Consider the following 18,047-nt stretch of genomic DNA (forward strand, 5'->3'; position numbering starts at 1 on the left):
TGGAGGGCAATATTGCGGAAATACCGAAGCGGTGCCGATTCGCAATAACGGCAGTGCTAAAGCAGGCGATTACTCAGGCGATGGATATCTCAGCGATGTATCGCATGACGGCAGCATCCTGCTTGGAAAATACTCAGACGATAACAAGTCCTCAATGTGCCTAATTGATGCAAAAAATGGAGCTAAAAGCGAGTTTAACTCTCATTGGTGCGACCTTTCGTTCATGGACGAAGATCGAAAGATATTGGCAACTTATTTCGACGAGAATGACCCCACCACACTTCATGTGAACATCTACAAATCGAACGTCCCTCATTCGCTGCCTGAGGATGTTCTCTACTTTGTCCAGACTCACCTGCCGTTTGTTATTGGCGGTGGCGTGGCGATCGTCCTCATCATCGGTGGCGCGATCGTTATCCTTTGCATCCGCAAGAAGCGCACGAGGACAGCAAACGGCATGGCAGCCGCAACGCCTAAGCCCCAGCGCAAGCAGCGTCGTCGCCAAAAGCGCGCCCAGCAGAACGCCGTGGCACCCGCAGCACCTGCGATGCCGACGGCACCGGCAGCTCCGGCCGAGCCCGCCCGCTTCTGCCGTCACTGCGGAACCCCGCTCGTACCCGAAGCCCAGTTCTGCCCAACATGCGGACAAAAGGTAGACTAGCGAACAAAACCCAATAGACCCCAACCACCAAGGCCCCGTTCCGAAACACTCCAGAACGGGGCCTTTTTTAAGGCAAGAGGGTCAGGTTTATACAAAGTAGTCGTTGGGGACGTCGATGTTTTGGCAACGACAGCGAAAGCCCGCCAGAGCGAGCAAGGTGCCTTGAAACGAGGCGGCATTGACCTTCTGGTCATGCCGCCGAAGTTGAAAGGCAGATTGCCGCCCTGGCGGGCTTGCAGCGTCGAGCCGTTACGCGGTTTGGTAAAACCGCGTAACTAGTTAGCCTCCGAGGTAAGCCTTGCGGACGTTATCGTCGTGCAGGAGCTCTTGGCCCGTGCCGGTCATGGTAATCTTGCCGGTCTCGAGCACGTAGCCGCGCGTGGCGATCGAGAGCGCCATTTGCGCGTTCTGCTCGACCAGAAGCACCGTGGTGCCGGCCTTGTGCAGGTCCTCGACAATCTGGAAGATCTGCTCAATCAGAATCGGCGCCAGGCCCATGGAAGGCTCGTCGAGCATGAGCAGTTTGGGGTTACTCATAAGGGCGCGGCCCATAACGAGCATCTGCTGCTCGCCGCCCGAAAGGGTGCCGGCGACCTGGCGACGGCGCTCCTTCAGGCGCGGGAACTGCTCGTAGACGCGCTCAAGGCCCGGAGCAACCGTGGACTTGGGCTGCGTGTAGGCGCCCATCTCCAGGTTCTCCTCGACCGTCATCTGCAAAAAGGCGCGACGGCCCTCGGGCACCTGGGCCAGGCCCTTACCAACCAGCTTATCGGCGGGCGTATGGGTAATGTCCTCGCCCATAAACTTGATGGAGCCGGTCTTGGAGCGCAGCAGGCCCGAGACGGTCTTGAGCGTTGTGGACTTGCCGGCACCGTTCGCACCGATCAGAGCCACGATCTCGCCCTCGTTGACGTTAAAGGAGATGTCCTTGATGGCGTGGATGGCGCCGTACCAGACGTTGATGTTGTAGACGGAAAGCATCGGCTCTGCCATTTAGTTCTCCCCCTTATCCTGCTTGCCCAGATATGCCTCGATAACGGCGTCGTTGTTCTGGATTTCCTCTGCCGTGCCCTTGGCGATGACCTTACCAAAGTTGAGCACGCAGATACCCTCGCAAATATTCATGACGAGCGACATGTCGTGCTCGATAAGCATGATGGCAATGCCAAAGGTGTCGCGAATCTTAACGATGTTCTCCATGAGTTCCGCGGTCTCGGACGGGTTCATGCCGGCGGCAGGCTCGTCGAGCAGCAGCAGTTTGGGGTTGGTGGCAAGCGCGCGGACGATCTCCAGACGGCGCTGGGCGCCGTAAGGCAGCGAGCCAGCCTGCTCGTTTGCCAGGTGCTCCATATCAAAGATGGACAGCAGCTCCATGGCGCGCTCGTGGGCAGCCTTCTCGTGCTTCCAATACGTCGGCAGGCGCAGCACGCCCTCAAACCCGGAGTAGCGCTCCTGGTTATGCAGACCGACCTTAACGTTGTCCTCCACCGTCATGGTGTTGAACAGGCGAATGTTCTGGAAGGTACGGGCAATGCCCATGCGGTTGACCTGATAGACCGACTTGCCCGAGGTGTCTTCGCCATCGAGCAGGATGGTGCCATGCGTGGGCTGATACACCTTGGTGAGCAGGTTGAAGACCGTGGTCTTGCCGGCACCGTTGGGGCCGATGAGACCGGCAATCTCAGTCTTGCCGATAGTCAGGCTAAAGTCGTCGACTGCCTTAAGGCCACCGAACTCAATGCCCAGGTGGATGCACTCGAGTGCAGGGCGCTCGCCCAGGTCGCGGTCGGGAACGATGGCTCCAGAAGGATACGGGACCATCTTGCCCTTCTTGAACTCAAACTTACTGGGCATCGGCTGCCACCTCCTTCTTGGAAGCAAAGCGGTCCTTGACGCGACCGAAGAACGCCTTGAGCTGCGGGTTGTTGGTAAAGATCATGACCAGAATCAACACGATGGCGTAGATGAGCATGCGGTAGTCCGAGAACTGACGGAGCAGCTCGGGGAGCACCGTGAGCAGCGCCGCGGCGATAACGGAGCCGCGCATATTGCCCAGGCCGCCCAGGACCACGAACACCAGAATGAGAATGGAGGTATTGAAGTCGAACTTGGTGGCGGAGAGCTGCGAGAAGTTACCGCCGAAGAGAGCTCCGGCAGCACCGGCGAGGGCAGCGGAAACCACGAAGGCGATCATGCGGTACTCGGTGACGGAGATGCCTACGGACTCGGCTGCAATCTTGTTATCGCGCACGGCCATGATGGCACGGCCGGTACGGCTGCGAACCAGGTTGAGCACGATCACGAGTGCGACCATGACCAGGATGGCACCGGCGAGGAAGGTCGAGTACGTCGACACGCCCGAGGCGCCCTGGGCGCCCTTGATGATGGCGGTGCCGTCCTCGAGCAGATGCAGGTCGTCGATCGTAGAGTTGCCCGTGATGTTAAAGATCACGTGCAGGCCGCGGGAGTCGACGCCCACAATGAGGCAGGTGACGATCTCTTTGATGATCTCGCCAAAAGCCAGGGTCACGATAGCCAGATAGTCGCCGCTCAGGCGCAGGACCGGGATACCGATCAAGAAGCCCAGGATGGCGGCAGCGATAGCGCCGACCACGATGCTGATGATAAGGCGCACCGGATCGGAGGGAACGGCGCTCTCGAGGGCGACCGCGGTGACGATGCCCGTGTAGGCACCGACACTCATAAAGCCCGCATGGCCCAGCGACAGGTCGCCCGCGATGCCGACGACAAGGTTGAGGGAAATGGCCATGACGATGTAGGCCGTGATGGGAACCAGCTGACCGGCGATCATGCGCGGGATCATATGGTTGGACTGCATAAAGAACACGATGGCGAAGGCCACGATACACATGGCGTACGTGACAAAGTCGTGACGCGTCTGCTTATCTTTAAGAAACTTCATAACGCTCACCTACACCTTCTCGGGGACGTACTTGCCCAAGAGGCCGGCAGGCTTGACGAGCAGGACGATGATCAAAACACCAAAGACGATGGAGTTGGCAAGGCTCGTGGAAATGTAGGCCTGCGCCATCGCCTCGATGATGCCGATGAGAATGCCACCGACAAAGGCGCCGGGGATGGAGCCGATGCCACCGAAGACGGCGGCGTCGAAGGCCTTGATGCCAGGCATGGCGCCCGTCGTAGGCTGCAGCACCGGCGAGTAGGAGCACAGCAGCACGCCGGCGATGGCGGCAAGGGCAGAGCCGATGGCGAACGTCATCGAGATGGTGCGGTTGACGTTGATGCCCATGAGCTGAGCGGCGGCCTTGTCCTCGGACACGGCGCGCATGGCTTTGCCCATCTTGGTCTTACCCGTAAAGAACATCAGGCCGGCCATGATAACCAGGCAGGCGACGATGGTGACGAGCGAGACGGCGCTTACGTTGAACTTGGCCAAGAACTCCGGCACCTGGAAGGTGACGAGCGAAGTGAAGTTCTTGGGCGTGGCGCCCCACAGAAGCTGCGCGGCGTTCTGCAGGAAGTAGGACACGCCGATAGCCGTGATCAGAACGGCCAGCGGGCCTGCTTGGCGCAGCGGCTTATAGGCCAGACCCTCGATGAGAACGCCGAGAACCGTGCAGACCACACAAGAGAGAATTACAGATGCCCAGCCCGGGAGGCCGAGATACGACGTGGCGCAGAACGAGACATAGGCGCCGACCATGATAACGTCGCCGTGAGCGAAGTTCAGCATCTTGGCGATACCGTAGACCATGGTGTAGCCCAACGCGATGATGGCGTAGACGCTGCCCATGGACAGGCCGTTGACCAGGTATTGGATAAAGACCGTCATGTTCCACATCCCCCTTTCGAATAGGTTTCCAATTGATGTATGAAACAGGGGCGTTACATCGTCCCTAGATACCAAGCAAGCAGGGAAGGCCAAAACCTCCCCTGCTTGGGATCAAAACCGCTCTATGTAAGGCGGCCAATTAGGCCTGTACGTACTTGCCGTCGGTGATGACGTACGCCGTGGGCTCCTTCTGGACCTGGCCCTTATCGTTCCAGGTGAGCTTGCCGGTCAGACCGTCAACGGTAATCTTGAGCATAGCCTTGGACAGCTTCTCGGCGGCCTCGGTCGGATCGGCGTCGACACCAAGACCGGCCTCCTTGAGGGCCTCGGCCACCGCGTGCACGCCGTCGTAGGCGTCGGCGGCAAACTGGTCGGGGGTATCGCCGTACTTATCCTTGTAAGCGTTGACGAAGTCGGCGTTCTTCTCGTCGTCGGCAGAGAACGGGGTCATGAGCAGCAGACCCTCGGCAAGAGAGGTATCGAAGCCCTCAACGCCCAGGATGCCGTCCATGCCGTCGCAGCCCATCATCTTGACGTCGTAGCCCATGTCCTTGGCGTTCTTGAGCAGGACGGACGCCGGCGTGTAGTAGATCGGCGCAAAGATCATGGTGGCGCCGGCCTGCTTGGCCTTGGTCAGCTGGTTGGTAAAGCTCGTGGCGGAGTCGTCCTTAAAGGTCTCCTCGTCAACAATCTCGAGCTTGGATTCAGCGGCCTGGGCCTTAAAGGAATCTGCGATGCCCGAAGAATAAGCGTCGCCGGAGTTATAGAACAGCACGAACTTCTCGTCCGCATATTTCTCTGCCAGGAACTTGGCAGCGTTGACGCCCTGGTTGGGGTCGGTGAAGCAAACCTGGAAGACGCAATCCTTGCCGTCGGTGACGTCCTCGGAGGACGCGGACGGGGTGATCATGAACGTCTTGGGGTCGTTACCGCACTCTGCGGCAACGGCAACCGACGCACCCGTGGTGGTCGGACCGACGAGGGCCTGCATGCCCCAGTCGAGCAGGGTGTTGAAGGCGTTGACGGCCTTCTCGCCATCGGCCTGGTCATCCTCGGCCTTGCTGGCAAGCGGCAGCTCCTTGGTCGAGAAATCCTTGCAGCCGAGCTCGACACCCTGGGTAACGGACTTGCCGTAGGATGCGTTGGCGCCGGTCAGCGGGCCGATGGTGCCGATCTTAAACGAAGCGTCGCTCGAAGCGGAACCGCTGTCGCCGCCGTTGGAGGAGCAGCCAGCTAGAATGGACATCGCCCCCAGACCTGCTGCGCTCGCGATAACGCTCCTGCGATTCATAACAGGGTTCAATGACTTACCGGTGAGGCTCGACATGCGGCTCTCCTCTCAAATCTCGTCGGGTTTCAGTTACCCGACAGGCCATCCTTCGCCGTGTTCGGCGTTCGCAAAATAGTAGACGCTTTAGTTGAGAAAAGTGGCGATTATTTCAACTTTTCTTTTGTTTTGTCCATTTATCCATAGTTATGCGTATTTCTGTCGGTTTATGCAGTTTAGCCACTTTATTACGTGAAAGTAATGTTTCCATTCTGTTACAAGCGTCCCCGCCTTGATTAAAACAGCCTCACCGGTCGCGTTTTGTGCGCACCTAGGCGGCGATGTACTTGCCGTCCTGAATCACATAGGCTGTAGGTCGTATGTAGTGAGCATGTTTCCAATGTTTCCGCAGCGTTTCGGGGGTGCCGTTTTGTGCGACTCCTGTTGCCTGGCGAGCACGCGCCCTCGGTTCACGCTAGAATGCACTCAACCTTTAAGCGGTTAGTCCATCCATAAGATGCACGAAGGAGCTATCTATGAGCGAACCCCTGCGCACCGTGAACGTCGGTCTGATCGGTCTGGGAACCGTCGGCGGCGGCGTGGCCCGTCTGATCAAGAGCCACCACGATGAGTACCTGGCAGCCTACGGCATCGACCTTAAGCTGACCCGCGCCTGCGCGCTTGCTTGGGAGCAGGCCGAGGCGGCAGGCATTGAGCGCGAGGCCTTTACGAGCGACTGGCATGACGTCGTCACCGACCCCGCCGTCGATATCGTCGTCGAGCTGATCGGCGGCGAGCACCCCGCGACCGAGATCTTCACCACCGCCTTCGAGAACGGCAAGCACGTCGTCTCTGCCAACAAGGCCCTGCTGGGCCGTCATGTCGAGACGCTCGCCGAGAAGGCGCGCGCGTGCGGCGTGCAGATTAAGTGCGAGGCCAGCTGCGGCGGTGGCATCCCCATCGTGAGCACGCTTGAGCACGACCTGGTGGGCAACAAGATTCTGACCATCGCCGGCATTCTCAACGGTACCACCAACTACATCCTGTCGCGCATGGACGCCGAGGGCGCCGATTACGCCGACGTCCTTGCCGACGCGCAGGCCAAGGGCTATGCCGAGGCCGACCCGTCCGCCGACGTCGACGGCTTCGACGCCGCCAGCAAGACGGCGATCCTCGCCTCCATCGGCTTTGGCACCCGCGTTACCACCGACGATGTGTACCAGCAGGGTATTCGCACCATCGGCGCCGAGGACATCGCCCAGGCCCGCGAGCTCGGCTACACCATTAAGCTGCTCGGCATCGCCCGCAACACCGACGCCGGCGTCGACGTCCGCGTGCACCCCACGCTGATTCCCGCCGACCACATGCTTGCCAAGGTCAACGGTGCCATGAACGCCGTCTACGTGGTGGGTGACGCCGTGGGCGAGACCATGTTCTACGGCGCGGGCGCAGGCTCCTTCCCCACCGCGAGCGCCGTCGTAGGCGATATCCTGTCGCTCTCCGAGCAGATCAGCCGCGGCGTGGCTCCGCTGCCCGAGATTGAGCCCTATGGTCACAACCTCGCCTTTAAGCCCATGGACGAGCTCCAGACTAAGTACTATGTGCGCCTGAAGGTCGCCGACCGCGTGGGCGCCCTGTCCGAGACGGTCGATATCTTTGCCAAGCACAACATCTCGATCTCGCTCATCAACCAGGTCGAGGACGGCAAGTCGGGCGTCAACGATGCTTGCTCGGTCATCTTCCTGACGCACCGCGCGCTCGAGAAGGACGTCCAGGCTGCCGCCGCCGAGCTTGCCAGCGTCGACTGCGTGGCCGAGGTCGCCAACGTCCTGCGTATCGAGGACGTCGAGGCCTGGACCGAAGGCGTCATGGCCAACTAGTCCATCAATCGCCTAGCAATACGCGCTTTGAGGGCTCCCGTCCGATGTGGGACGGGAGCCCTTTTGTCTCCTGCCCTAAGCACAACGGCAGAGCACATTTGCGCGAGCCGCTCATCGGTAACGCGGGCTACCGTTCACCGATATGCAAACGCGGCCGATTCCGGCTACCGCTACGCTGTGCTGCGTACGTCCACCCCCGAAGAATGGAGGCACCATGTTGCTCGAGGGCAAGAAAGCAATCGTCACCGGAGGCACGCGCGGTATCGGCTATGCCATCGCCTGCCGTTTTATCGAGGAGGGTGCCGCCGTCACCGTCTTTGGCTCGCGCCAGGAGACTGCCGATGCAGCCGTTGAGAAGCTGACAGCTGTCTATCCCGACGCCAAGGTCTGGGGCCGTTCCTGCGATCTCACCTCGCTCGAGGCCGTGACCGAGGCCTTTACCCAGGCTGCAGCCGACATGGGCGGTCTCGATACGGTCGTCAACAACGCCGGCATCTCCCAGCGCTCGCCCCTTTTGGACTACACGGCCGAGGAGTTCGCAAAGGTCATGGACCTTAACGTCGTCGCTGTCTTTAATGGCCACCAGGCTGCCGCCAAGATCATGACCGAGGCCGGCCACGGCGGCACCATCACTACCACAAGCTCGATGGTCGCCAAGTACGGCCAGCCCTCCGGCGTCGGTTACCCCACGTCCAAGTTTGCCGTCAATGGCATGGTCCAGTCGCTCTCGCGCGAGCTCGCCCCCATGGGTATTCGCGTCAACGCCGTTGCCCCTGGCGTGACTAAGACCGACATGGTCGCTAACCTGCCCGAAGAGGTCATCAAGCCCATCATCGCCACTATTCCGCTCGGCCGCATGGGCGAGCCCGAGGACATCGCCAACGCCTTCGTTTTCCTAGCGAGCGACATGTCATCCTATGTCACGGGCGCCGTGCTCCCCGTCGACGGAGCCGCCCGCTCCTAAAGGTCGCAAGCCACGACTTCGAACCTCAACGGAGCTCAACGCAAATGGCGCGCTGTCTGCATCAACCGCAGGCAGCGCGCCTTCTTCTGTTTGAAGTGGAATCCGCGTCCCAGAATTCCGGCTCAGACCGGGACGTAGCTTCCCTCAGGGCCATGTTTCGGAAAGTGTGCCCCGTTTTGAACGCCGATTCTGGGACGCGCTTTCCGCAACGAGCCTCTCGCGGAAACTGCGCCCCGTTTCGGATCTTTAAAGTGGGACGCGCCTTCCCCTAGGGAAGCATCTCGTTATTTGCCATCGTCGTCCTGGGCTTCATCGCGCGCGTAGAGCTCCAGCATGCGGCGGCGGTATTCGTGCACGGCGAGCTTGGCGCGCTCCAGGCGGCGGCGCTCGCGCGGAGTCAGCTCGGACGGGTCAACCTCATCACCATAGGTCTTATCGGCAAGAAGATGCGCCGCGTCCACGATGCGGGCATCGATGTGGCCGCTCGCCGCCTCGGCGGAAAGACGCTCGGCAATCGTATCGAGCGTAGGCAGGCCCTCGAATACGCGACCATGCCCATGCGAGGTCAGCAGCTCGTGCTCGCGTGCGAGCAGGCTCGCCAAATCGTGATGGGCGCGCAGGATGTCAAGTGCATCGGATGGATGCTCGGCAACCTCTGCCACGGCTGCGACCGGTGCAGCGTCGACCACGCGGTAGAAGAGCTGCGCGAGCAATGGCATCAAGAACACCGTGATGGCACCGGCGGCAACCATGACCGACGCAATATCTTGCGACAGCGCGCCCGCGCTGACGGCCACGCTCGTTACGGCAACGATGATCGGCAGCGCCGTGGTGCAGTACAGGGCCACGGTAATGCGACCATACGCCGACACATCGCGCGTCGCAGGACAAATGCTCATAGAGATGAGAATAGGCACGGCGCGAATGATCAGCAACGCCACGATAAAGCCCGCGAGCAGCCCGGGGCGCGACGCCACGGCCGTCAGGTCGATCTTTGCGCCCGATACGGTGAAGAACACCGGAATCAAAAAGCCGTAGGCAAGGCCGTCGAGCTTGGTCTCGAGCGTATGGTTGCCCTCGGGGATGATATAGCGCAGGACAAAGCCGGCGGCAAAAGAACCCAACACGATATCGAGGTCAAAGACGGCGGAGAATGCCACGAGCGTGACCAGGATGAGCACCGTCAGGCGCACGAAGGTCTGCGACGTGGTATCGGCGCGCTCCTCGACAAACGCAAAGAAGCGGCTGCCGACGCGCTTGGAGCGGCTTGGGACCACGGCCAGCAGCACGCAGACTACAGCAAACAAGCCAAGGATTACGAGCGTTTGGATGCCGGTGCGGGCAGACAGCAGCACCGACATGGCGAGCACGGGACCGAGCTCGCCCCAGGTGCCATACGCGAGAATCGAGTCGCCCACGCGCGTGCCGGTGAGCGAGCGCTCACGCATGATGGGCACGAGCGTGCCGAGCGCCGTCGAAGTGAGGGCAAGCGTCACGGCGATACCGTCGAAATGGCTGACCGAGAACCACGGAGTAAAGCGCACGGCAAGCCAGGCGATACCAAACGTGACGACCCACGTCGCCAAGCCGTAGCGCCCCTCGACGCCCGTGATGCTCTTGGGGTCGATCTCAAAGCCGGCGAGCAGGAACAAAAAGGCCAGACCGAGCTCGGACACCAGCGAGACCTCGGCATCTACATGGATGACGCCGAGCATATGGGGTCCCAGCACCGCGCCGAACACGAGCAAAAAGACCGTTTCGGGAATGGGTTTTCCGGGAATCGCCGAGGCGATGAAGGGGCTTGCAAAGGCCACGAGCGCGATGATGGCGAGTGAAACGAATGCCATGTGATGCCTTTCTCTTGTTTGCGCTTCACTGTAGCACCCTCGCCGTCCTCAACGCGCCGCGAGCTGTCGTATCATAGTGAGGTTTACAAACATGTGGCTCAAGGCGACCGCAGGGCAGACCCCGCAAACCGACCGCTGCCGCATACCGTACCGTACGCCCAACCGATCAGGAAGGCAGGAACCAATGGTCTCTCGTATCTACGTGGAGAAGAAACCCGGGTTCGACGTCGAGGCTCAGCAGCTCAAGGGCGAGCTGACCGAGATTCTCGGCATCAAGGGCATCGAGGCCCTGAGGATCATCAACCGCTACGACGTCGAGGGCATCGACGAGGAGCTTTTCCGCTCCTGCGTGCCGACCGTCTTTAGCGAGCCCCAGGTCGATGTGACCTACGACGAGCTCCCCGCAAGCGATGGCGCCGTCTTTGCCGTCGAATTCCTGCCTGGCCAGTTTGACCAGCGCGCCGACTCCGCCAGCGAGTGCGTGCAGCTCATCAGCCAGGGCGAGCGCCCCGCCGTGCGCTCCGCCAAGGTCTATATGATCTCGGGCGCTCTGGACGAAGCCGCCATCGAGGCCATCAAGCACTACGTGGTAAACCCCGTCGAGGCGCGCATCGCCTCACTCGACCTGCCCGAGACGCTGTACATGGAGACTCCCGAGCCCCAGCCCGTCGAAGTGCTCGACGGCTTCCGCGAGCTCGATGAGGCAGGCCTTGCCGCCTTTATCTCCGAGCGCGGTCTTGCCATGGACGAGGCGGACATCGCCTTCTGCCAGCAGTACTTCCGCGATGAGGATCGCGACCCCACCATCACCGAGATCCGCGTGATCGACACCTACTGGTCCGATCACTGCCGCCACACCACCTTCGGCACCGTCCTGGACGACGTGACGATCGACGACGCCGTGGTGCAGCAGGCCTTCGACCGCTACATGGAGATGCGCCACGAGCTCGGTCGCGACGCCAAGCCCGTCTGCCTCATGGACATGGGCACCATCGGCGCCAAGTACCTTAAGAAGACCGGCGTCATGACCGATGTCGACGAGTCCGAGGAGATCAACGCCTGCACCGTCAAGGTGAAGGTCGATGTCGACGGCGAGGACCAGGACTGGCTGTTCCTGTTTAAGAACGAGACCCACAACCACCCGACCGAGATCGAGCCCTTCGGCGGTGCCGCCACCTGCGTAGGCGGCGCCATCCGCGACCCGCTCTCGGGCCGCAGCTACGTGTACCAGGCCATGCGTGTCACCGGCGCCGGCGACCCCACCGTCCCCGTGTCTGAGACGCTCGAGGGCAAGCTGCCGCAGCGCAAGCTCGTAACTACCGCTGCCGCCGGCTACTCCAGCTACGGCAACCAGATCGGCCTTGCCACCGGCCAGGTCAACGAGCTCTATCACCCCGGCTACGTGGCCAAGCGCATGGAGGTCGGCGCCGTCGTGGGCGCCACCCCGGCAAACCACGTGCGCCGCGAGTGCCCCGCCCCCACCGACAAGATCATCCTGCTGGGCGGCCGCACCGGCCGTGACGGCATCGGCGGCGCCACCGGCTCCTCCAAGACCCAGAACACCGAGTCCATCGAGACCTCGGGCGCCGAGGTCCAGAAGGGCAACGCCCCGGTCGAGCGCAAGCTGCAGCGCCTCTTCCGCCGCGGCGACGCCTGCCGCCTGATCAAGCGCTGCAACGACTTTGGCGCCGGCGGCGTCTCGGTCGCCGTGGGTGAGCTTGCCGACGGTCTGTACGTGGACCTGGACACCGTGACCAAGAAGTACGACGGCCTGGACGGCACCGAGCTCGCCATTTCCGAGTCCCAGGAGCGTATGGCCTGCGCCGTCGCCGACGGTGACGTTGAGGAGTTCATGGGGTACGCCGCCGAGGAGAACCTGGAGGCGACCGTTATCGCCGAGGTTACCGCCGAGCCGCGCATGCGCATGGCCTGGAACGGTGTCGCCATCGTCGACCTATCCCGCGAGTTCCTCAACTCTAACGGTGCGCCCAAGCACCAGGTCGCCCACGTGTGCGCCCGCAGCGTGTGGCAGCCCAGCTGGGCCGGCACCACGCTTGCCGAGCGCATGACCTCGCTTGTCACCGACCTCAACGTTGCCTCCAACAAGGGCCTTTCCGAGCGCTTCGACTCCACCATCGGTGCCGCAACCGTGCTTATGCCTTTTGGCGGCAAGACGCAGCTCACCCCGAGCTCGGCCATGGTCGCCAAGTTCCCCGTGGACGGCGAGACTACCACGGCAAGCGCCATGGCATGGGGCTTCAACCCCTACCTGATGGAAGCCGACCAGTTTGCTGGCGCCTACCTGTCCGTGGTCGAGTCCATCGCCAAGCTCGTGGCTGCCGGCTTTGAGCACAAGCGCGCCTATCTCTCCTTCCAGGAGTACTTCGAGCGCCTGCGCACCGAGGCCGAGCGCTGGGGCAAGCCCACGGCAGCCGTCCTGGGCGCCCTCATGGCCCAAGTCGACCTGGGTGCCGGCGCCATCGGTGGCAAGGATTCCATGAGCGGCTCGTTTGAGGACGAGGCCGGCGAGCTCAACGTTCCGCCGACTCTGATCAGCTTCGCTGTGGCCGTGGGCCGCGCGGCGCGCGCCGTCTCCCCTGAGTTCAAGGGCCTGACGCACCGCGTCGTCCGAATCGCCCCCGCCACCTACGGCGAGGACTACCGCCCCGACGCCCAGCAGCTGCTCGCCGCGTTTGACGCCGTCGAGGCGCTCACCGCCAACGGCGACGCCCTGGCCGTCTCCACGCCCGGCTACGGCTGCGGCGCCGAGAGCCTCTTTAAGATGTGTGTCGGCAACCAGATCGGCATCGAGCTTGCCGAGGACGTGGACGTGGAGAGCCTCTTCACCCCGCTCTACGGCAGCTTTATCGTCGAGCTCGCCGAGGACGCCGAGCTGCCCAAGGTCGCCGACGGCGTTGTCGTCGAGCCCCTGGGTACCACCGTCGAGGGCTATGTCATCGACACCGGCTCCGAGGTCATCGAGCTCGCCGAGCTCCAGGAGGCCTGGGAGAGCGGCATCGAGGGCGTCTTCGCCTACCGCAGCGCCGGCGAGACCCCCGAGGTCGAGGCCATCGACTTCCGCGCCAAGGATATCCACGTGTACGGCGGCGCCAAGATCGCCCGCCCACGCGTGATCATCCCCGTGTTCCCCGGCAACAACTGCGAGTACGACAGCGCCCGCGCCTTCCGTGCCGCCGGTGCCGAGGCCGACACCTTCGTGATCAACAACCTCACGCCCGAGGCCGTCGCCGAGAGCACCCACGAACTTGCCCGCCGCATCCGTGCAAGCCAGATCGTCATGATCCCCGGCGGCTTCTCGGGCGGCGACGAGCCCGACGGCTCCGCCAAGTTCATCACGGCGTTCTTCCGCGCTCCCGAGGTCACCGAGGCAGTCCGTGACCTGCTCAAGGCCCGCGATGGTCTGATGCTGGGCATCTGCAACGGCTTCCAGGCCCTGGTCAAGCTCGGCCTGGTGCCCTACGGCGACATCGTCGACGCCACGCCCGATGCGCCCACGCTGACGTTCAACACCATCGGTCGCCATCAGAGCCGCCTGGTGCGCACCCGTATCTCGTCCAACCTGTCCCCGTGGCTGTCGCAGTGCAGCCTCGACGACCCCTACACCGTCGCCATCAGCCACGGCGAGGGCCGCTTTGTCGCCAACGACGAGGTGCTCGCCCAGCTGATCGCCAACGGCCAGGTCGCCACGCAGTACGTGGGCGAGGACGGCAAACCCAGCATGGACCTATCCGTCAACCCCAACGGCTCCGCACTCGCCATCGAGGGCATCACGAGCCCCGACGGCCGTGTCCTGGGCAAGATGGGCCATGCCGAGCGTCGCGGCGACAATCTGTACCGCAACGTGCCCGAGCATGTCCCCGGCGATAAGTTCATGCCGATCTTTGAGAGCGGCGTAGCCTACTTCGCCTAAACCTTTCCCATCGGGTACAATCCCTTCGGGTAACATCACCCGCCACCGACACATCCGGTGGCGGGTTCTTTTTTGCTTCGCGCATGTAGGAAGGACATCATGGAAAGCCGCAAGCCGTATCTCGCCACCCTGCCCGGACTCATCCTGGGCTGTCTCGTTTGCTGCGCGCTCTGGGGATCGGCCTTTCCCTGCATCAAGATCGGCTACGGCCTCTTTGGCATCCCGGCGCACGACAGCGCCTCGCAGCTGCTCTTCGCCGGTCTGCGCTTCACCCTTGCCGGCATGTCGGTCATTATCGGCATGAGCGCAGCCCAGCGCCGACCGCTCGTCCCACAGGTACGCGATATCAAGCCCATATGCATCCTGTCGCTCTTCCAGACTATCGGGCAGTACTTCTTTTTCTACCTGGGACTCTCGCGCGCCAGTGCCATGTCGAGTTCCATCATCGAGGCCAGCGCCAACTTCCTAGCCATCCTCTTTGCCGCTCTGGCGTTTCGCACCGAGAAGCTCAATACGGCCAAGGTGCTCGGCTGCGTACTGGGCTTTGCCGGCGTCGCGCTCGTCAACCTTTCGGGCGCGGACGGCACCTTTGGCTTTACGCTCGACGGCGAGGGCTTCATCCTGGCCTCCACCGTCGCGGGTGCCCTTTCGACCTGCCTGATCGGCATCTTCTCGCGCGAGCACGACGGCGTCTTGCTTGCCGGGTGGCAGTTCTTGGTCGGCGGCCTGGTCCTCACCGCCATTGGCTTTTTGATGGGTGGTGCACTCTCCCCTACGGCGATTGCCCCCGCCATCGCGCTCATCATCTACATGGCGCTTATCTCCGCGGTCGCCTACTCGCTGTGGTCGCGCCTGCTTGCCGTCAACCCCGTCAGCCGCGTCTCGGTCTTTGGGTTTATGAACCCCGTCTTTGGTGTGCTGCTGAGCGCGCTGCTGCTCGGCGAGGGCGCTGGCACGAGCCCCATTACCGTCATCGTTGCCCTGCTGTTGGTCTGCAGCGGCATCATCATCGTCAACAAACCCAAAAAAGCTTAACGAACTGCCCTTATTTAGCAGAGGGGATTCATGTACTTTAGCTTAATGGAGTACATCGGTGAGCTGAGGGCCGCCACGCACGCAAGCGTGCGCCCCTTTTTTCTAGCGTATCTGGACGCCGGCTTTCTTTTTCTCGGCCTTGACGCGGTAGAGCTCCGCATCGGCAGCGCGAAGTAAGTCTTGCCAGGTATCGACGCCATCACCGACCCGCGCGTAACCGATGGACATCCGCAATGCATACGGCACCTCGGCACGAGCGAGCTCGTCGTTAATCGCCGAACACAGGTCCATGATGTCCTGTTCCGCCGCAGCCTTCTGGAGCACCACGAACTCATCGCCGCCATAACGTGCGATAAAACCACCAGACGCCGAGCAGACCTCTTTGAGCGTAGCAGATATGACCTGGAGAGCATGGTCGCCCTCCACATGTCCATAGCGATCGTTAATCAGCTTAAAGCCGTCGGCGTCCATCATAAGCAGATACACATCATCGGCCTGATCAGCACCCGAGAACAGCGACAGCATATAGGTCTCAAAACGGTTGCGATTGTTAAGGCCAGTCAACGGGTCGGTCGAGATCAGCTGCTCCTGGTAGATGATGTAGAGCAGCAGGATGCTCAGCGTTATACCGACACAAAGGCCCGGTACCGAAAACAAAACCTGGAAGGTACCGCCCACCAGAGCGGGAACCACAAAAAAGGCGAGGGTGCGATAAATGGCCTTCGTTTGCAGGCTTTCGACTTTTCGAGCCTGAATAAAGGCATGCAAGGACGTATATATGATGTAGCAGTAGCTAACGATAGGTTGAATCATATAAAGCGCTCCGCGACGATATACGCCCTGCGCATCGATATAGAACATAGTGTGCGTCCAGTAGCTGGCAAATGCCAGCACGACCACCAATACGGTTGGCAACGTCACGAGCGCCACCCTATAGCGCGCGGTCAAAAGGCGAGAGCCCTGCATCGTCTCGGAATAGAAAAACCAAATGAGGCACGCGATGGCGAACAGCGAAAACGAAACCGCGTTGGAAATCCAGTTGGCCGTGATGCCTACAGGAGTGCTCACGCCGTCTGAGAGCGTCCAGATCATATCGAAGAAAATGTAGGCAGCAGACGTGTAGCCGAGCATGCTAAACAAGAGCTGCTGGGTGCTCGAGAACAAGGAGCGGCGGCTTCGTGCGGCAAGCCCGATAAGAACAATCATGCATAGCAGGAATATCTCAATCTTGAGTGCCTTAACCACCAGACGCCATCCCTTCAATATCCAAGTGGTCAGAATCGCCCGATTCGTGTCTGGGCAATAAACACCCCTACTCCGCAGGGGTAAGGGGAATAATAGCAGAGCGCCCGAACGTCACTGCAAGACAGTTTTCGTTCGGGCGCTCAAACGGCGCGAATTGCACGCCAGCTTGATTGACTCGCGTCGACGATTACTCGCCATCGATGTCGGTCGCGACGGCCTCCTCGATGGCCTCGACACCGGCAGGCGACAGATCCTCTTTGCCGTGGCAGAACTTCTTATCGACCCAGCCGGTCAGAATCGGGGCCATGATTGCCGTGATGATGACGGCAGTGGCGATCTGCGCATACGCAGTGGGCGCAAGCTCGGCATAGCGCGGGGCGACCTCGGCGAGGGCGACCGGCGTGGTCATAGCCGTGCCGGCGATAGTGGAGCAGGCAACGGCCGCCTTGCCGTTACCACCGCACAGGCGCTCGAACGCAAAGGTAATGGGACCGACGATAAAGAGCGTGATGAGGCCCAGCAGGATGCCCGAAATACCGCCGGTGATAAAGCTCGAAAGGCTCATGGACGCACCGAGCTGAAAGCCGATAACGGCGATCGCGGGATTGGCGCCGGGGACCAGCAGGTTCTTGATAAACGAGAACAAGTTGCCCAGGACCATGCCGATAACAAGCGGCAGGATGGATCCGATGATGGTGCCGACGGGGATGTTGGCGAGACCCGAGACACCGAGGATGATCATCGTGACGGCGGGGCCGGCCGTAAAGAACAGGATACCGACAGCGCCCTGCTCGGACTCATCGCCGAACTCGCCCATGATGCCCGTATAGAGCGCCATGTTGCAAAACGTGATGCCGCCGATGATAGACACGGAGCTCAGGCCCAGGAAGTTGTCGTTAAAGAAATATGCCACACCCAAGCCAAGGGCAGCCGCAACAACAAGTTTGGGAATCAGAACGACGATACCGGTCTTGATGGCGCCCGGCGTGGACTTAAAGCTGATGCCGGCACCCACAAACAGCAGGATCGCGGCAACGATGGTGTTGGAACCACCGCGGCAGGCGGCGGTAAAGAAGCCGCCGATCTCAAAGACCTGCGGGCAGAAAGTGTTGAGCAAAAGGCCAACGATCATCGGATAGATCATGATGTCACCCGGGATGCGCGGTACCTTAAATTTCTTTTGCTCGTTGGCGGTCGCTTCCTGTGCCATGAAACCCCCATTTCCGCTGACGCAGAACAAAAGCCCACGTCACACTTTGCTACAGTAAAGTTTGACCATGGTACCAGAAGAAGCAGGCCGGCTCGGTGAGAAATTCGATTCGTTGGGTCAGGCAACGACATGGCAGAATCATCGCCCGGCAGCAACCGAGTTCACCTACAATTGCCACCGGATCGAAAGACAC

Annotated in this window: 13 protein-coding genes; 5 read left to right on the forward strand and 8 right to left on the reverse strand. The window is 61.3% G+C overall.

The annotated features are described in order from the left end of the window. On the forward strand, positions 1-661 hold a 661-nt coding region (locus tag ACEXKH_RS01765), incomplete at its 5' end, for a zinc ribbon domain-containing protein (RefSeq protein WP_373572852.1). A 279-nt stretch (positions 662-940) separates the two neighbouring features. Here the strand turns inward: ACEXKH_RS01765 and ACEXKH_RS01770 are convergent. The 5 genes from ACEXKH_RS01770 to ACEXKH_RS01790 all read right to left on the reverse strand — a co-directional run bounded on the left by ACEXKH_RS01770 (position 941) and on the right by ACEXKH_RS01790 (position 5,802). Next, the gene (locus tag ACEXKH_RS01770) at positions 941-1,654 is read right to left on the reverse strand and encodes an ABC transporter ATP-binding protein (protein WP_006234438.1); all 714 of its coding nucleotides are present in this window, start codon (positions 1,652-1,654) and stop codon (positions 941-943) included. Then, positions 1,655-2,515: an ABC transporter ATP-binding protein gene (locus ACEXKH_RS01775; protein ID WP_055310550.1), complete on the reverse strand. Its 861-nt coding sequence runs from the start codon at positions 2,513-2,515 to the stop codon at positions 1,655-1,657. Next, positions 2,505-3,584, reverse strand: a complete 1,080-nt coding sequence (locus ACEXKH_RS01780; protein ID WP_117758808.1) for a branched-chain amino acid ABC transporter permease — start codon at positions 3,582-3,584, stop codon at positions 2,505-2,507. Before ACEXKH_RS01780 ends, ACEXKH_RS01775 begins: the two co-directional genes overlap by 11 nt. A 9-nt stretch (positions 3,585-3,593) precedes the next feature. Next, complete coding sequence (locus ACEXKH_RS01785; protein WP_117582912.1) at positions 3,594-4,475, reverse strand: branched-chain amino acid ABC transporter permease; 882 nt, start codon at positions 4,473-4,475, stop codon at positions 3,594-3,596. Between the two features lie 139 nt (positions 4,476-4,614). Next, positions 4,615-5,802 carry an ABC transporter substrate-binding protein gene (locus tag ACEXKH_RS01790; RefSeq protein WP_349088828.1) on the reverse strand — a complete coding sequence of 396 codons (1,188 nt, stop codon included), beginning with the start codon at positions 5,800-5,802 and terminating at the stop codon, positions 4,615-4,617. A gap of 476 nt (positions 5,803-6,278) precedes the next feature. Here ACEXKH_RS01790 and ACEXKH_RS01795 point away from each other — a divergent pair, with 476 nt between their 5' ends. After that, positions 6,279-7,622 carry a homoserine dehydrogenase gene (locus ACEXKH_RS01795; protein WP_316364681.1) on the forward strand — a complete coding sequence of 448 codons (1,344 nt, stop codon included), beginning with the start codon at positions 6,279-6,281 and terminating at the stop codon, positions 7,620-7,622. A gap of 214 nt (positions 7,623-7,836) precedes the next feature. Beyond that, on the forward strand, positions 7,837-8,586 hold the full coding sequence (locus tag ACEXKH_RS01800; protein ID WP_373572853.1) for an SDR family NAD(P)-dependent oxidoreductase: 750 nt from the start codon (positions 7,837-7,839) through the stop codon (positions 8,584-8,586). Between the two features lie 284 nt (positions 8,587-8,870). Here ACEXKH_RS01800 and ACEXKH_RS01805 read toward each other — a convergent pair whose 3' ends face one another. Then, the gene (locus tag ACEXKH_RS01805) at positions 8,871-10,433 is read right to left on the reverse strand and encodes a cation:proton antiporter domain-containing protein (protein WP_373572854.1); all 1,563 of its coding nucleotides are present in this window, start codon (positions 10,431-10,433) and stop codon (positions 8,871-8,873) included. Positions 10,434-10,617: 184 nt separating this feature from the next. Here ACEXKH_RS01805 and ACEXKH_RS01810 point away from each other — a divergent pair, with 184 nt between their 5' ends. Together ACEXKH_RS01810 and ACEXKH_RS01815 are read left to right on the forward strand one after the other, a co-directional pair. Further along, positions 10,618-14,364 carry a phosphoribosylformylglycinamidine synthase gene (locus ACEXKH_RS01810; RefSeq protein ID WP_373572855.1) on the forward strand — a complete coding sequence of 1,249 codons (3,747 nt, stop codon included), beginning with the start codon at positions 10,618-10,620 and terminating at the stop codon, positions 14,362-14,364. A 99-nt stretch (positions 14,365-14,463) separates the two neighbouring features. Continuing rightward, entirely contained in the window at positions 14,464-15,399 is a 936-nt protein-coding gene (locus ACEXKH_RS01815; protein ID WP_373572856.1) for a DMT family transporter, read from the forward strand. Positions 15,400-15,501: 102 nt separating this feature from the next. Here the strand turns inward: ACEXKH_RS01815 and ACEXKH_RS01820 are convergent, their stop codons facing one another. Both ACEXKH_RS01820 and ACEXKH_RS01825 read right to left on the reverse strand, forming a co-directional pair. Next, a complete protein-coding gene (locus ACEXKH_RS01820; RefSeq protein WP_373572857.1) occupies positions 15,502-16,644 on the reverse strand; it encodes a GGDEF domain-containing protein in 1,143 nt (380 codons plus the stop codon). A gap of 187 nt (positions 16,645-16,831) precedes the next feature. Then, a complete protein-coding gene (locus ACEXKH_RS01825) occupies positions 16,832-17,854 on the reverse strand; it encodes a 2-keto-3-deoxygluconate permease (protein ID WP_373572858.1) in 1,023 nt (340 codons plus the stop codon). Positions 17,855-18,047 lie beyond the last annotated feature (193 nt).

The sequence above is a fragment of the Collinsella aerofaciens ATCC 25986 genome (genome assembly GCF_964259375.1).
GTDB lineage: Bacteria > Actinomycetota > Coriobacteriia > Coriobacteriales > Coriobacteriaceae > Collinsella > Collinsella aerofaciens_BO.

Bases quoted from the DNA above. Each gene is read 5' to 3' on its own strand.
- ACEXKH_RS01770 (WP_006234438.1), bottom strand. From the start codon at position 1,654: ATGGCAGAGCCGATGCTTTCCGTCTACAACATCAACGTCTGGTACGGC.
- ACEXKH_RS01775 (WP_055310550.1), bottom strand. From the start codon at position 2,515: ATGCCCAGTAAGTTTGAGTTCAAGAAGGGCAAGATGGTCCCGTATCCT.
- ACEXKH_RS01780 (WP_117758808.1), bottom strand. From the start codon at position 3,584: ATGAAGTTTCTTAAAGATAAGCAGACGCGTCACGACTTTGTCACGTAC.
- ACEXKH_RS01785 (WP_117582912.1), bottom strand. From the start codon at position 4,475: ATGACGGTCTTTATCCAATACCTGGTCAACGGCCTGTCCATGGGCAGC.
- ACEXKH_RS01790 (WP_349088828.1), bottom strand. From the start codon at position 5,802: ATGTCGAGCCTCACCGGTAAGTCATTGAACCCTGTTATGAATCGCAGG.
- ACEXKH_RS01795 (WP_316364681.1), top strand. From the start codon at position 6,279: ATGAGCGAACCCCTGCGCACCGTGAACGTCGGTCTGATCGGTCTGGGA.
- ACEXKH_RS01800 (WP_373572853.1), top strand. From the start codon at position 7,837: ATGTTGCTCGAGGGCAAGAAAGCAATCGTCACCGGAGGCACGCGCGGT.
- ACEXKH_RS01805 (WP_373572854.1), bottom strand. From the start codon at position 10,433: ATGGCATTCGTTTCACTCGCCATCATCGCGCTCGTGGCCTTTGCAAGC.
- ACEXKH_RS01810 (WP_373572855.1), top strand. From the start codon at position 10,618: ATGGTCTCTCGTATCTACGTGGAGAAGAAACCCGGGTTCGACGTCGAG.
- ACEXKH_RS01815 (WP_373572856.1), top strand. From the start codon at position 14,464: ATGGAAAGCCGCAAGCCGTATCTCGCCACCCTGCCCGGACTCATCCTG.
- ACEXKH_RS01825 (WP_373572858.1), bottom strand. From the start codon at position 17,854: ATGGCACAGGAAGCGACCGCCAACGAGCAAAAGAAATTTAAGGTACCG.